At 64.3% G+C, this 13,870-nt stretch carries 11 protein-coding genes and 1 pseudogene; 7 read left to right on the forward strand and 5 right to left on the reverse strand.

What is annotated here, in order from left to right:
- Positions 1–124 precede the first annotated feature (124 nt).
- Together ACQP1G_RS35070 and ACQP1G_RS35075 are read left to right on the forward strand one after the other, a co-directional pair.
- A complete protein-coding gene (locus tag ACQP1G_RS35070) occupies positions 125–655 on the forward strand; it encodes a MarR family winged helix-turn-helix transcriptional regulator (protein ID WP_433193970.1) in 531 nt (176 codons plus the stop codon).
- Positions 656–665: 10 nt separating this feature from the next.
- Complete coding sequence (locus ACQP1G_RS35075) at positions 666–1,289, forward strand: NAD(P)/FAD-dependent oxidoreductase (RefSeq protein WP_433193971.1); 624 nt, start codon at positions 666–668, stop codon at positions 1,287–1,289.
- A 91-nt stretch (positions 1,290–1,380) separates the two neighbouring features.
- Here ACQP1G_RS35075 and ACQP1G_RS35080 read toward each other — a convergent pair whose 3' ends face one another.
- Positions 1,381–2,085 carry an alpha/beta fold hydrolase gene (locus ACQP1G_RS35080; protein ID WP_433193972.1) on the reverse strand — a complete coding sequence of 235 codons (705 nt, stop codon included), beginning with the start codon at positions 2,083–2,085 and terminating at the stop codon, positions 1,381–1,383.
- Positions 2,086–2,116: 31 nt separating this feature from the next.
- Positions 2,117–2,941, reverse strand: a complete 825-nt coding sequence (locus tag ACQP1G_RS35085) for an alpha/beta fold hydrolase (RefSeq protein WP_433193973.1) — start codon at positions 2,939–2,941, stop codon at positions 2,117–2,119.
- Between the two features lie 670 nt (positions 2,942–3,611).
- Here ACQP1G_RS35085 and ACQP1G_RS35090 point away from each other — a divergent pair.
- Positions 3,612–3,728 (forward strand): helix-turn-helix domain-containing protein, encoded by a 117-nt coding sequence (locus ACQP1G_RS35090; protein WP_433193974.1) that lies wholly within the window; start codon positions 3,612–3,614, stop codon positions 3,726–3,728.
- Positions 3,729–3,882: 154 nt separating this feature from the next.
- Here the strand turns inward: ACQP1G_RS35090 and ACQP1G_RS35095 are convergent, their stop codons facing one another.
- Together ACQP1G_RS35095 and ACQP1G_RS35100 are read right to left on the reverse strand one after the other, a co-directional pair.
- The gene (locus ACQP1G_RS35095; RefSeq protein WP_433193975.1) at positions 3,883–4,494 is read right to left on the reverse strand and encodes a Pycsar system effector family protein; all 612 of its coding nucleotides are present in this window, start codon (positions 4,492–4,494) and stop codon (positions 3,883–3,885) included.
- Between the two features lie 60 nt (positions 4,495–4,554).
- On the reverse strand, positions 4,555–5,010 hold the full coding sequence (locus ACQP1G_RS35100) for a hypothetical protein (protein ID WP_433193976.1): 456 nt from the start codon (positions 5,008–5,010) through the stop codon (positions 4,555–4,557).
- Between the two features lie 397 nt (positions 5,011–5,407).
- Between ACQP1G_RS35100 and ACQP1G_RS35105 the strand changes: the two genes are divergently transcribed.
- From ACQP1G_RS35105 to ACQP1G_RS35120, 4 genes and pseudogenes are all read left to right on the forward strand, one after another.
- Positions 5,408–6,553, forward strand: coding sequence for a S8 family serine peptidase (locus ACQP1G_RS35105; protein WP_433193977.1), 1,146 nt, complete (start codon positions 5,408–5,410; stop codon positions 6,551–6,553).
- A gap of 4 nt (positions 6,554–6,557) precedes the next feature.
- Complete coding sequence (locus tag ACQP1G_RS35110) at positions 6,558–8,828, forward strand: DNA/RNA non-specific endonuclease (RefSeq protein ID WP_433193978.1); 2,271 nt, start codon at positions 6,558–6,560, stop codon at positions 8,826–8,828.
- A gap of 377 nt (positions 8,829–9,205) precedes the next feature.
- Positions 9,206–10,486 (forward strand): annotated as a pseudogene (locus ACQP1G_RS35115) (IS1380 family transposase); the annotation flags it as partial.
- A gap of 374 nt (positions 10,487–10,860) precedes the next feature.
- Positions 10,861–12,864: a caspase, EACC1-associated type gene (locus ACQP1G_RS35120; RefSeq protein ID WP_433193979.1), complete on the forward strand. Its 2,004-nt coding sequence runs from the start codon at positions 10,861–10,863 to the stop codon at positions 12,862–12,864.
- On the opposite strand, the gene ACQP1G_RS35125 is transcribed toward ACQP1G_RS35120, so the two are convergent.
- Positions 12,839–13,219 carry a hypothetical protein gene (locus ACQP1G_RS35125; protein WP_433193980.1) on the reverse strand — a complete coding sequence of 127 codons (381 nt, stop codon included), beginning with the start codon at positions 13,217–13,219 and terminating at the stop codon, positions 12,839–12,841. The two genes, ACQP1G_RS35120 and ACQP1G_RS35125, sit on opposite strands and share 26 nt — an antisense overlap.
- Positions 13,220–13,870 lie beyond the last annotated feature (651 nt).

Below are 13,870 nucleotides of genomic sequence, written 5' to 3' on the forward strand. Positions count from 1 at the left end.
TCGGTACGCTGCTTCGAATTCGAAGCAGGTCTAGACAGTAACCTGCTTCGAGTTCGAAGCAATACCCGAGAATGCGGTGATCGTCGTCACTATGTTTCAAATTCGAAGCAGGTAAGGTGCGGGCATGGCAGACCACGACTCAGCGGCGGACTCCGGCGATGTCGAGCCGCTCGAACCCGGCCAACTCGGGGCCTATTTCGCGCTCCTGGAAGCCGTCGGCCTGCTCCAACACGCCATCGAGCAGCAATTGCGCGCCGAAGGAGACATCAGCTACGTGCAGTTCCAGCTCCTGGCGCGCCTGCTCGAAGCCCCCGGCCCGCTCACCATGACCCAACTGGCCGATGGCGTTGTCTACAGCCGCAGCGGTCTCACCTACCAGGCCGGGCTGTTGGAGAAGGCCGGTCTCATCACCCGCGCCCCCTCGCCCGAGGACGAGCGCGCCACCCTGGTCACCCTCACCGACAGCGGCCGCGCTCTGTTCCACCGTGTCCTGCCCGGCCACGTCCAGCTCTCCCGCGACCTGCTGTTCGACTCCCTGACCGAGGACGACGTCGACCACCTCGGCGACATCATGACCCGCGTCCGCGACCACATGCGCGCCCAACCGCCTCGCTCGGCCGCGCCCCGCCGATCTCGCGCCACCCGGAGCGCGTGACGGTCAGCGGGTGACAGTGCTCGACCGGGATGTGACGAGTCCAGAAGGAGGGGCCGAAGAGTCGTGGGAGCAGTGGCAGCGGCCTGGCGTCAATCAGTTCCGGCATCCGCACATCATGCTGCCGGCGGCTTATCAGCTGCTCTCCACGGAGGTGCCCGAGGCTGTCGCGGAATTGCAAGCCCTGGGGGCAACGACCCACAACATGCTGGCCGGGGCGTATGACCTCCCGGCCATCGGCGGCAGGCTGGAGGGCGACGAGCGGTTCGATACCCTCGCCGCTCGGCGCCCGGTGATCGAGGCGGCGCTCGGAAATACCGCGGCGAAGACTGCCGGGATCACCGTCCGTCGAGGCGTCGCGGTCGCCGGACTGCTCAGCGACGGCGGGGCGAATCGGCCACGAGTGACCGGAGTACGGACGCGCGACGGCGAATCGATCGCGGCCGATCTCGTCATCGACGCGGGTGGCCGCAACTCACCGGTGGCAACATGCTCGTCGACATCGGCGCTGCCGCCCCCGTTGTCGCTCGGCACGACACCGGATTCCTGGCTTACAGCCGCTACTTCCGGTCGCAGGACGGTTCGATGCCCGCGCAGTGACCGTGGCCGTTGGAACACCACGACAGCATCTCGCTGACCACCGTCCCCGGCGCGCGATCGCGAATTGCGGTGATACGCATGACAGTTCCTCGGGACAGTGGTGTTGTGGGAGTGAATGTTCGGCAGTGTCACCCGACGACGGCTTCGATCGCGGTGAGGATGACCTCGGCGACCGCGGCGGGCTGAGATGCGGGCAGCGCGTGCGAGGCACCGACGATCTCGATCGTGGCGCGTGCACCCGCCCGTTCGGCCATGAACCGGTGCGCGGCGACTGGGATGTTGTAATCGGCGTCAGGGAAGACGAACCACGACGGAACGGTCTTCCAGTTGGGTGCGCCGGATTTGCCGTTGAGGGCGCAGTCGTTGAGCGGGCGCTGAGTGGCGGCGTCGATTGCGGCCTGGGTGTCGGAGATGTCCGCGGCGAACTGCTGGTGGAACTTGGCGGGCTGGATGTAGAAGTCGGTGCTGCCGTCGGGCAGCACCACCTGGTTCAGCGTTTCGCCGAGTGTGCTGCCGGGGAACTTCCCAGACAGTTCGCCGATGGTCTCCCCCTCCTCGGGGGCGAAGGCGGCGACGTAGACGAGGGCGGCGATCTTGGGGTCGTGGACCTGGGAGATGACCTGGCCGCCGTAGGAATGTCCGACGAGGACGACCGGACCGTCGACGGAGTCGACGATGCCGCGGACGATGTCGGCGTCGGTATCGACATCACGCAGCGGGTTGGCGGCGGCGATGACGGTGGCGTCGACGGTGCGCAACCGACTGATGACGCGGCTCCAACTGGCTGACTCGGCGAAGGCGCCATGGACGAGGATGACGGTGGGTGTGCTCATGATGGGCTCCTAAAAGGTGTGCTGAAGGTGATCAGTGCGCGAGGAAGGCGAGGAGGTCGGCTTCGAATGCGGTGCGGAATTCGCCGTAGAGGCCGTGCGGTGCGCCGGGATACACCCGCAGCGTCGCGTTCTTGATCAGCTCGGCCGACTTCATCGCCGAGTCGTGCAGTGGGACGATCTGGTCGTCGTCACCGTGGGCGACCAGCACCGGCACGTCGATCCCGAGCAGGTCCTCGGTGAAATCGGTTTCGGAGAACTGGGCGATGCATTCGTAGGCGGCGCGCACCCCGACCTGCATGCCGAGTCGCCAGAACGCCCGGCGCGCACCTTCGGAGACGGTCGCGTCGAGCCGGTTGAAACCGTAGAACGCCTCGCTCAGATCCCAGTAGAACTGCGAGCGGTCGGCGGCGACACCGGCGCGGATCCCGTCGAAGACCTCCATCGCACTGCCGTCGGGGTTGGTGTCGGACTTGACCATCACCGGGGGCACCGCACCCAGCAGCACCGCCTTGGCGACCCGGGCGCTGCCGTGGCGACCCAGGTAGCGAGCGACTTCGCCGCCGCCTGTGGAGTGGCCGACCAGAACCGCGTCGTGCAAATCCAGGTGCTCGATCAGCTCGCCCAGGTCGTCGGCATAACGGTCCATGGTGTTGCCGTCCCAGGTCTGGCTCGATCGGCCGTGACCGCGGCGGTCATGGGCAATAGCGCGGTAGCCGTGGTCGGCGACCAGACGGGCCTGCTCGTCCCAGGCGTCGGCGCTGAGCGGCCAGCCGTGACTGAAGACGACCGGCTGGCCGGTGCCCCAGTCCTTGAAGAAGATCTCGGCGCCGTCGGAGGTGGTGAAGGTGTTTGTCATGCCGACAAAATTACGAGCGGACCCACGCCTACGAATCAGTCGAACGACTGCATCGGTGACTGAGTCATGGCGTCCTCCGATGATCAGTAATTGCCCGATTACAGCACCTACCTGCGTCGTCGCGTTGTGAAACCAGAGTTCTCTGTCAGGATCGGGCAGTGAGCGGTGAGATTTCGCGGTCAGTTTTGATCGGTCGAGACCAGTATGTGGACATGCTGCGAAACCTGCCGCCTACGCCGTACCTCGGAAGCCCGCGAACCACTGCGCGCGACGCCCTCGGCGCCGACCCCTGGGCCCAGGCCGCCCGCAACTAACTGCGCGCCGCGGGTGAAACCAGCACCCACCGCACCCTCGGCTCCCACCTCTACCGCATCTACCCCCGCCTCGGCATCACCAGCCGAGTCGAACTCGCCGGAGCCACCTCAGCGATCGGCTGAGCCGCTGGTAAGGACTCCAACTCCCTGTCACATCGAAGATGGGACCAGGAACCCATCCGAACCGGCAGACCCTGGTCGTCAGACCGGATAGGAATCAGCAATGACTAGACGTTTTCCAGTTGCCCATGTTCTACGTGTCCTGCCGAAGGCACCAACCTGCGACCCGCGAACAAGGGATGCGCGCGGCTATAGCATCCGACGCAACAATTAGCGCTGAAGACCATCCTCACCCGGTGTCCTCGGTGGCGCGACTGCTCGGGGTCTCGCGCGGCACCCTCTACAAGTACGTCCCCGAGCTCCGCAGCGGTGGCCGGGAGGCCATCGAGAACAGGACATCCGGTCTCGGCTAGCACGCGGCAATCTCATACGCACGCTGTTTGGACGCAGAAGTAGTTGGCTTTTGTCCGCGCATGTGATGTTGGTTGTTCGCGAATTCTGGTGGCGTGTCGCCACCTACACCTATTCGAAGATTCTTCGAATAGGCCAGTTCGCCAGTCGTAACCCCTACTTGGTTAAGAAACTCAGCACAAGAAAAATCATCGTAGCAGCGGCGAACCCCAGCGAGTACTGGATATAGGTATGCTTTTTCCAGGCAATGCCACTGACCCGATACAACTGCTCTGCTAGGGCAGGAAGAACCTGCTTGGACCTGAGTTGTTTCTCTACATCCTCAGCATCGAGACATTTGCGAAGGTTGCCGAAATAAATGAAGTTTTTCTTAGTTATTGGGCCCCGCATTTTTGGAAGTACGACGCCGACCGCGAACGCAGCCGAGGCTGCCAACAGCACCAACCCGACGACGTAACAGAAACGCGAAAATCCGCCCAGCCCGGCGAAGAGCCCGCCGTCTTTCGACAGAGCAAGGACGCCACCGAGCACAGCGGCATCGAGGGTGAAAGTGAAAGACGCCTTGAGGTCGACCTTGCCCATCCAGTCCATAATCGCGGTCTGGATCCGCCAGGCCGTTTCCACAGGATCCGCATCGAGTGTTTCATTGTCAGACTTCGCAGCAGATGCCCCGTCAACCAGTGCTGGGCTGGGCTTTGGTTTCGGGTGGCTTTTGCTATCTTCGTCAGTCTGGGGTGTACCGTCGACCGGGTTCGAGTCGTCAGCCATGAGCCCGTCTCCTTCTTGATCGCCGCAGAGTCGATACACATGCTTGTTGCACAGCAATAGCTACAAGCTATGATCCTCTATTGGCCGGGAAGCTTGGGCGAGTGACCGCAGCGCGAACTTGGTTGCCTCGATCGGGTCGGTCAGCCGGCCGAGGTCGGGGTCGAACGCGGCGCAGGTGGAGATCAGCTGGGCGCGTGGCATTTTGCGCAGCTGACTGCGCAGTTCTTCGGGGCTGGTACTGATCAGGGCGCGCAGCGTGTTGAGGGCGGCGGAGAGGGCTTTGACCGCGTTGTTGCGGGCCACGCGCAGGGCGCGGACGGCCTCGATGGCGCCGTCACGGTTCTTGGGCGCGGTGACCTCGGACCCGTCGAGCAGCCTACGGGCGGCGGCGTAGACGTCGATCGCGTCGGATTTGCCTTGGGCGCAGCGCAGCCGCCGGTTCGGGCGGGGCACCTCGGCGACAGCGTAGCCGTGCCGGCGCAGGTGCCTGGCCAGCTCCACCCCATGCAACGGCAACCGTTGTATCCGGCTGCCCGTTGGCGCCCGGCTCCTTGCGCGTGAATCCACCGAAGGTGTTGGCGTATTCGGTGAGATTGGTGACGAACACGGGGACCGGCGACGCTGGCCGCTTCTCTGGAACGCCCAGCAGCGCGACGGTCCTCGTACCGCTGCCTGCGATCGGACCGGCGGGAGTGATCTCCTCGATCAACACACCCGGTGGTTTGCCGGCGACGTTCACTATTTACCGACCTTCGACGATTCCGACTGACGACCTCTCGCAGACCATCGTGGACGGCGCCGCGACAAAGGAACGGCTCAAAGGCAGGTAGTGCGCTACTCGATGCAGACGCGTGGCGAAGGCCGACAATATTGCTGCGCCGAAGATCGTGCAGAACAACTCCAGGGGGTTCCCATGACAACAACAGTCGGCACCGAAACACTCGCCGCCGAGCAGGTCGCTCCGGTCGAAACGCCGATCCAGCACGACCGGGCCGTGCTGCCCGAACTCATCCAGGCGACACAACTCGTCCGGGCCGCCGAGGCACGCCATACCTTCAACGTCGACGGCGCCCGCGCGACGGTTGCCGTGCTCGACACCGGACTGCGCGCCACGCACGTCGACTTCGCGGGTCGTGTGGTCGCCCAACGCAACTTCACCGCCGACAACAACGGCGATTCCGGCAACGCAGCCGACGGAAACGGCCACGGCACCAACGTGTCCGGCATCGTATGCGCCGGCGAGATCCACACTGGCATGGCCCCGCGCGCGAAGCTCGTCGCGCTGAAAGTGCTCGCGAACTCCGGCGGCGGCAACTTCACCCAGATCCGCGATGCCCTGCAATGGGTGCTCGACAACCATGCGCAACACGGTATTTCGGTGGTCAGCATGTCGCTGGGCGCATCGGACAACCGCGACACCGACACCGATCTCGCCAACGACGCGATCGGTTCCCTCTTCCGGCAGCTGACCGCGGCCGGTGTCGTCTGCTGCGTCGCGGCCGGCAACGACTACTTCGCGTTCAACAGCGCACAGGGCATGAGCTATCCGGCGATCTTCCGCGAAACCCTCAGTGTCGGCGCGGTATACGACGCCGACGAGGGCGGATTCAGCTACCAGTCCGGAGCCAAGGCGATCTCGACGGCAGCCGACCGCATCACCCCGTTCTCTCAGCGGCTGCACCGAAAGGTCGGCGGCGACTGCGAGACCGACATCTTCGCGCCTGGCGCACCGATCACCTCCTCGGGCATCAACAACGATCGCGGCGAGTCGATCCAGCACGGCACAAGCCAGGCGACGCCAGTGATCGCCGGCATCGTGGCACTGCTGCAGGACTTCTGCGTCCGCGTCACCGGCGCCCTGCCGACCGTCGCCCAGATTCGCGACTGGCTGATCCGCAGTGCGGTCGACATCATCGACGGCGACGACGAGCAAGACAATGTGCAGCACTCCGGCCTGCGTTACGGCCGCGTGGATGCGATGGCCGCGTTGACCGCATGCGCGAAAGACCTCGCGCGCCGCCAGCTCGCCGACGCCGACGACCCGACCGTGACTGTCTAGTCCGATGACCACCGATCTGGAAGCGGTCGTCCAGCGACGGCTGGCCCGCAGCGACACCGAGATCCGGCATTCGGTACTCGTCGCGGCCCAGGGCAACCCGTTCGCCGCCGAACCGGACCCGCAGCGCATCACGGCGCGGTTGCAGGCGAAGACGAGTGGAGAGTTGAGCGCCGACGACGCGCAGCGGGCCGCCACCGCGATCCACCGGTCGGCGCGATCCGGTGGCGAAGGGCTCGTGACCGGCGGTGCGCCGTTGACCAATGCGGCGGTCGCCGCGGCCACCCGGGTCAACCGCCCGGAGAAGGTCTACGGTGACACACTCGATTTCGTGAACGTCGCGTTCCTCGAGAAGGGCACGCGGGTGTCGCGAGCGGTCGCCCGAGTCGCGTTTCGAACCGGGAATCCGCAGGGATCGGGCTTCCTCATCGGTGCCGGGCTGTTCCTCACCAACCATCATGTGATACCGGATATCGAGACCGCGCAACGGCTCTGCCTCGAATTCGACTACGAGCTCGACCTCGCCGGACGCCCGCGCCCGGTGACCCGGTATGCCATCGACACCTCGGTGTTCGTCACCGACGATGTCGACGGGCTCGACTTCACGATCGTCGCGGTCGGCGCGCGCATCGACGGCGACCGCGAACTTGCGGAATTCGGCTTCGTGCCGCTGTCGAATTCGCCGGAGAAGCACATGCTCGGCGAGTTCGCCAACATCGTCCAGCATCCGATGGGCCGGCTGAAGGAGGTCGTCCTGCGGGAGAACAGACTCGTGGCGCGGCTGGATGAGGTGCTGCACTACGTCGCTGACACCGAGCCCGGCTCGTCCGGGTCACCGGCGTTCAACAGCGACTGGCAGGTGATCGCGCTGCACCACTGGGGCGGCCCCTGGCGACAGGTGCAAGACGCGGCCGGACAACCACTTCCGGTCAGTGTCAACGAAGGCATCCGGGTCACGGCGATCCTCGCGAAGCTCAGCGCGGGTCTGTCCGCTCTCCCGGGGCCGGTCCGGAACCGAATGGACGCGGTCATCGAGCTCGGCGAGCAAAGCAACGGCGAGGGATTCCTCACGACCCCGATCGCCGTCCCGCAGCCGGCCGAGCCGGCCGTGGCCGTGCGAGCGCCCCGGATATCCGCGGACGGCGCGATGACGTGGACGGTCCCCATCGAGATCTCCATCCGGATCCCGCAACTCGCGGCGCCGCCGACCGTGGTCGCCGTGTCCGAAGCCGCACCGCGCAGCGACTACACCGACCGCAGCGACTACACCGACCGCAGCGGCTACGACCCGAACTTCCTGCCCGCCAATACGGTTGCGCTGCCGGGATTGTCTCCCGCGCTGGCCCGACAGGCAGCACCGAACAAGCAGGCCCGCCGCGGTGACAATCCGTTCGAGTTGCGTTACCACCACTTCAGCGTCGTGGTGAACCGGTCCCGCAAGCTCGCGTTCTTCACCGCAGCAAACATCGACGGCGCGACGAGCAAGAGCGTCGACCGCAAGACCAAGACTGTGACGCAGTTGCTGCCAACCGATCCCGGCCTAGAGTCGATGAACGGCGCCGAAGCCGCCGAGACCTGGTACACCGACCCTCGCATCGCGTCGGCCGACTGCGCTGGCGCCGATGTCTATGCTCGACAACGGGTTCCGGGATTTCCGAGCGGCAATGGCCGGATCGCTCGAATGTTCCAGCGCGGGCACCTGGTTCGCCGGCTCGACACTGTCTGGGGCAGCGACGATCTCGCACTGGCGGCCGAACTCGACACGTTCCACTTCACCAATTGCACGCCGCAGGTCGGGTTCTTCAACCAGGGCACGGCCGATCCCGCGAAACCTGGGACGGGCGGCGGGCGGCTGTGGCGCGCAGTGGAGAACTATGTTCTGCGCAATGCGGTCGCCGAACGTCAACGCGTCACCTGTTTCACCGGACCGGTGTTCGACGAGCACGACCGAACCTTCCGGGGGATCCAGGTGCCCGGCCGGTTCTTCAAGATCGCGGTGTGGGTCGAAGGCGGGCAGTTGCGCTCGCTGGCCATGATCGCCGATCAACGCCCGGTGCTCGAGGTCTGGCCCGAAGCCCTGGACCCAGAATCACTGGGCGAAGAAAACTTCCAGGACTCCAGGGAACTCGACCTGGTCGCAGACTTCCTGTCGACGGTCAAAGGCGTGGAGAAACTCACCGGCCTCGATTTCGGGGATGCGGTGCGAGCGGCCGACATTCGGGCCGGCCTACGTCAGCGGACCGCGCGCCGACCAGCCGAGCTGCTCGACCGACGGTGACAAGGCGCTGTGTGGGGTGCTGACACGGACGCCGACCTGGTCTTCACCTACGAAGACGGCCACCCAGTGCACCCCGATTCCATCCGGGAACGATTCAAACGTCTCGCCGCTCGCGCCGAGCCGCCCGGCTGATCGTGCGTCGTGTCAAAGACGCTGCCCGCCAAGATGAGCTGTTCCCGGTGTGGCGGTGTCACCCGTTCTTCACTCAGTTCAAGAGGGGGGCGGGCAGAGGACTGTGGCGTGTTCGGGTATCTGCTCGATTCGCAGGCGTGCCGAGTCGTCGTGCATCGGAATGATAAGGATGAACCCTTTGTGTTGTTGCCAGTCCGTGGGTACGAGGAACCATCGGTCGTTGCGAGCCCACCGAGAGCACGCCTCGGGTGGGGTTGGATCGGGTATTGTCGCAGGTCCTAGCGCCGTGGCGGAAACCGTTGCGCCCCATGATCCGGGGAAGATTGTGCTGGATCTGGCCGTGTCGGTCGCGATCGGCGGTGACTGGGCCACCGATCTGGGGTTGCTGCGTGGCGAGCCGGGCGTGTTCGGGTCGCTGGCGTCGGACCCGACGGTGTCGCGGCTAGTCACGACCACGGCGAAGGATGTGCCGAGACTGCTGGCCGCCCTCGCATCCGCGCGAGCCACCGCGCGGGTGGCGGCGTGGCAGGCCGCAGGCGACCGGGCGCCGGACCATGGGATCACCACCGACAGCCCGCTGACCATCGATCTGGATGCGACCCTGCTCGACTCACATTCCGAAAAAGAGTGTGCTGCACCGACATACAAGAAGGGATACGGCTTCCATCCGCTGCTGGCGTTCTGTGATCACAGCCCGGACGGCACCGGAGAACCGGTCGCCGAACTGCTGCGGCCAGGGCAATGCTGGAGCCAATACCGCTGCCGACCACAAGCAGGTCCTGGCCGCCGCATTGCAGCAGTTGCCGTGGCAGCCGGGCTACCGGGTCGGCCGGAAAGTGCTGGTGCACACCGACTCCGGCGGCGGCACCCACGACTTCGTCGAATACTGCACCGCCCGTCGGGTCCGGTATTCACTGAGGTTCACCCTCACCGACACCATCGTCGAAGCCGTCAACGCCATCCCGACGCATATGTCGACCCTGGCCTATGACGGCGACGGCGAAGTCCGCAAAGGCGCCTGGGTCGCCGAGGTCAACGGCATGCTCGACCTGGCCGGCTGGCCCGCCGGCATGCGACTCATCGTGCGCAAAGAGCCCCCACATCCCGGCGCCCAGTTGCGGTTCACCGATGTCGGCGGCCTCCGGCTGACCGCGTTCGCCACCAATACGAAAAAGGGGCAGCTCTCCGACCTGGTGTTACGGCACCGTCGCCGCGCTCGCTGCGAGGACCGTATCCGCTGCGCCAAGGACACCGGGCTACGAAATTTGCTGTTCAAATCCTTTGATGCGAACCGGATCTGGGTCGCGATCGTCGCCCTGGCTCTGGATCTGACCGCCTGGCTGCAAACGATCGGTCTGCACCACGACCCCGCCCGCTGCTGGGAACCGAAAACACTACGCCTGCAACTGTTCTCGATCCCCGCCTGGATAGCGCACCACGCCCGCCGCGTCCATCTGCGGTTGTCTCGACACCACCGCGGCACCGGCCTGCTGCTGACCGCGCTGGACCACCTGCAACCAGGCTGACCAGCACAAACCACCCCTACAACCAACGGAAGGACCTTCATCCGGGCCCGTGGAACTCGGCAGCCACCCGCTGACCGGGCTATCCTGCCTTGCCCAACGGTCGCTGATCAGCGACCGGAAACCAATCCGAACTCGATCAGGCCAGGTCGGACACCCCGAGAAAGATCGAGGTTAGTGATAGCACCTGATTGCGGCAGTCGAGTACTGCACTACTCATGCAATCGGCAGGTAATGCGATCAGCATTGAACAATATCCGAAGAATGTTTTTCGATGCAAATTATTTGAGCGATGAACTATACGTACTCCCGCGAACAGTAATCGGACGGAAGAGATTGTTGTCACCGCAGTAATCGGCGTGCCGGGTAGGTGAATCATGGTTGCTGGTAAACGCAGCGCATTAATAGTTGCTTGCGATAACTATCTGGATCCGAGTCTGCGTAAGTTGCGAGCTCCGACCCGTGACGCCCAGGCGCTTGCCGGCGTTCTACAGGATCCACTGATCGGAGGCTTCGAAGTGCATATGTCGGTGAACGAACCGGCGCACGTGGTGGGCGAGGCGGTCGAGGGGTTCTTCGCTGACAGAGTTCCTGAAGATCTGCTGCTTCTGCATTTCTCCTGCCACGGTGTCAAGGATGAGGACGGAGAGTTGTACTTCGCCGCGTCGAACACGAAGCTGGGGCGCCTGGGCGCCACGGGTGTGGCAGCAGAGTTCGTGAACCGCCGGATGAACCGAAGCCGATCGCGGCGCATCGTGTTGCTATTGGACTGCTGCTACGCGGGCGCCTTCGAACGGGGCATGACCCACCGGGCAGGAACCGGAATGAACCTGGAACAGTTGAGCGGGCGAGGCCGTGCGGTGATCACCGCGTCGAGCGCGATGGAATATTCGTTCGAAAGCGGAGAACTCACCGACACCGCCGATGGTGACCCATCGGTCTTCACCGGAGCGTTGGTCGATGGCCTTTCGACAGGCGAAGCGGATCGGAACCAGGACGGTTTCATCACCCTCGATGAGTTGTACGACTACGTGTACGGCAAAGTCCGGTCTTCCTCACCGAACCAGACACCCGGGAAATGGGTGTTCGGTGTGCAAGGTGAGCTGTATATCGCCCGGCGCAACCGGCGGTTGGCCCAACCCATACTCTTGCCTGTCGAACTTCAGATGTTGATAGACAATCCCCTGCCCAGTGTTCGCGCTGTCGCTGTTCGTGAGCTCGAAAAGCTCCTACGCGGTAAGCATCTCGGGCTGGCCGAGGCCGCTCAACAGAATTTGCGCAACCTCACCGAGGACGACAGCCGCGCAGTATCGGCGGCAGCCGAAGCCGCGCTCCACACGGACATACCCTCTCCCGGTCCGCTGTTTCCCGCGCCGATCACCGACCAGACGAAACCGCCGTCACCGGCATCTGCTGAATCCGTCGAACCACCGCCACCGCATCCGTTTCCCGACGCAGCCGCCGCTTTCTCGACTGAACCGCAGCGACCCCGCCCGCAGCGGACGCAGCTTCCGCCGCCTTCTCCCGAACCTTTGGGGAAACCTCGGCAGCCGAGCAACGAGCCGGTCCAGACGGCCGATGCCCGTCAATCCGACCCGGTCATGCAGCCACGTATCGCCGGTGCATTGATGCTGTGCAGCGCCGTTCTGATGGCCTGCAATCCCTTCGTGCCGTATGGCCGAGCGTCCGACGCGCGGGTGCTCGATCTCGGTCCTGAAGCGGTTGCGCTGGCCTTCGTGATGGCCGCGCTGGCAGCTTGCGCCGGAATAAGCCTGCTCGGTGTGCATAGAGGGCGGTTGATCGGTGCAGGCATTGCGTTGGGATTCAATGCCACCGTCCCGTGGTTCCTATGGAATCAGTGGGGCCCGTGGACGGACTGGGGGGCGGCGACGTGGCTGTGGTTCGTTGCACTCCAGATATCAGTGCTCGCCGCAGGTTTCGCGGCGTCGACGATCATTCGAACGGCCGGAGTACACCTCCGGTTTCAGCTGCCCACCGACCCCGGCGCCTGGACGATGGGATGTATCGGCCTTGGTATCGCGCCGCTTCTTCTCTATGCCGTCACTACGTGCTCAGAAGCACCACAACGCTGGGGAGTCCTCTCCTTGATAGTCATGGCGCTGGCGGTACCGATCTGCGCTGCGGTCGCGGTGCCGCGCAGGTTCGGGGTCACTCTTCTCGGCGGCTGGTGTGGCGCGGCCGGGCTCGTTGTTTATTACTCGATTCGCCTGCCCACGCCCGACAACCTCAACCCCGAAGTCGTCATCATCTTCGTACTGACAATGACAGTGGCGGTCACGACCGCGGCCATCGCCGCCGCATCTGAGCACCGCACAGTCGCGCACAGCCCGATGCTCACCCACTCGCGTGACGCTCGATAAAAGCGGACACCAATTGCATCTCGGTCTCCGAGGAGGCATTCGTCAGCTCGAGTCGATCCTCGCCTATCTGCACGCTGATCGCGAGATGCTCCTGGTTGGACCGCCAGCCACGCAGCGTGTCCAAAAGCTGACGCATCGCTACCAAGCCCGGACCGATCCCGACGACAAGCTGGCCGACCAGCTCCGTACCGAGGCCGCGGGTACCCTGCGGAGCAGGTCCACCGCTGACAGCGGAGACGTGATCGACATCCAGATCCAGCAACTCCGATCGAAGTTGCCGGGCGCTGCCATCGAGCTGCTCGATGTCGAGATCTTCACCGAACAACGTGACGTTCACATCGACGACGCGGGCCATAGAACCTCCACGATCAGGAAATGGTCGCTGCCGGTAAGTTACGAGACTTTTCCTTCGCCCGAGTGTAGCCCGACGAGAATGTGGATGTTCAACGTTAGGGTGCCGGTCCGCTCCTGACCCATGCGCGCTCAACCGGCTGAGGGCTGTCAACAATCTGGCGGTTCCAACACAGCAGGGAGGTTGTCAACCGCCTGAGATAGGTCGTGCACGGAGAGTGTCAGGATCTTGTGGGCGAATCAGCGAAAAGCCCTGCTAGGGTCCCGCGCCAGGAGTTTGGACCGGAATTCTTGGCGTATTTTTGGTCGCAGCCCGCAGACTAAACAGGTCAGGCACGATGACCGTGCCTGACCTGGTAGTTATGCTCCCCCATCTGGACTCGAACCAGAAACCTGCCGTTTCTGAGTAGGCGATGTTTCTGACTTCTCGAGAGTTCCCAATGATGCCCGCGAGCTGCACGGATAGCGAAAATTGGGATCCCAACGAATCCCGTTGAATCCGGTGGATTCCCACTGAAAGCGTGACGTTTGCGTGTCGTTGGTCGAGTCGCCCCTCGCAGGGTCTGCCGGTCACCGCCATGGCAGACGACGTCCGCGCGGAGGGCGAGGGAGGATCGAAAGATGGCATAGCTCTCCGCCCTCAGACCTACAGGCG

The sequence above is a fragment of the Nocardia sp. CA-107356 genome, from assembly GCF_050946365.1.
GTDB lineage: Bacteria > Actinomycetota > Actinomycetes > Mycobacteriales > Mycobacteriaceae > Nocardia.

Coding starts and splice junctions, on each gene's coding strand:
- ACQP1G_RS35070 (WP_433193970.1), top strand. CDS start 125: ATGGCAGACCACGACTCAGCGGCGGACTCCGGCGATGTCGAGCCGCTC.
- ACQP1G_RS35080 (WP_433193972.1), bottom strand. CDS start 2,085: ATGAGCACACCCACCGTCATCCTCGTCCATGGCGCCTTCGCCGAGTCA.
- ACQP1G_RS35085 (WP_433193973.1), bottom strand. CDS start 2,941: ATGACAAACACCTTCACCACCTCCGACGGCGCCGAGATCTTCTTCAAG.
- ACQP1G_RS35095 (WP_433193975.1), bottom strand. CDS start 4,494: ATGGCTGACGACTCGAACCCGGTCGACGGTACACCCCAGACTGACGAA.
- ACQP1G_RS35105 (WP_433193977.1), top strand. CDS start 5,408: ATGACAACAACAGTCGGCACCGAAACACTCGCCGCCGAGCAGGTCGCT.
- ACQP1G_RS35110 (WP_433193978.1), top strand. CDS start 6,558: ATGACCACCGATCTGGAAGCGGTCGTCCAGCGACGGCTGGCCCGCAGC.
- ACQP1G_RS35120 (WP_433193979.1), top strand. CDS start 10,861: ATGGTTGCTGGTAAACGCAGCGCATTAATAGTTGCTTGCGATAACTAT.
- ACQP1G_RS35125 (WP_433193980.1), bottom strand. CDS start 13,219: ATGGCCCGCGTCGTCGATGTGAACGTCACGTTGTTCGGTGAAGATCTC.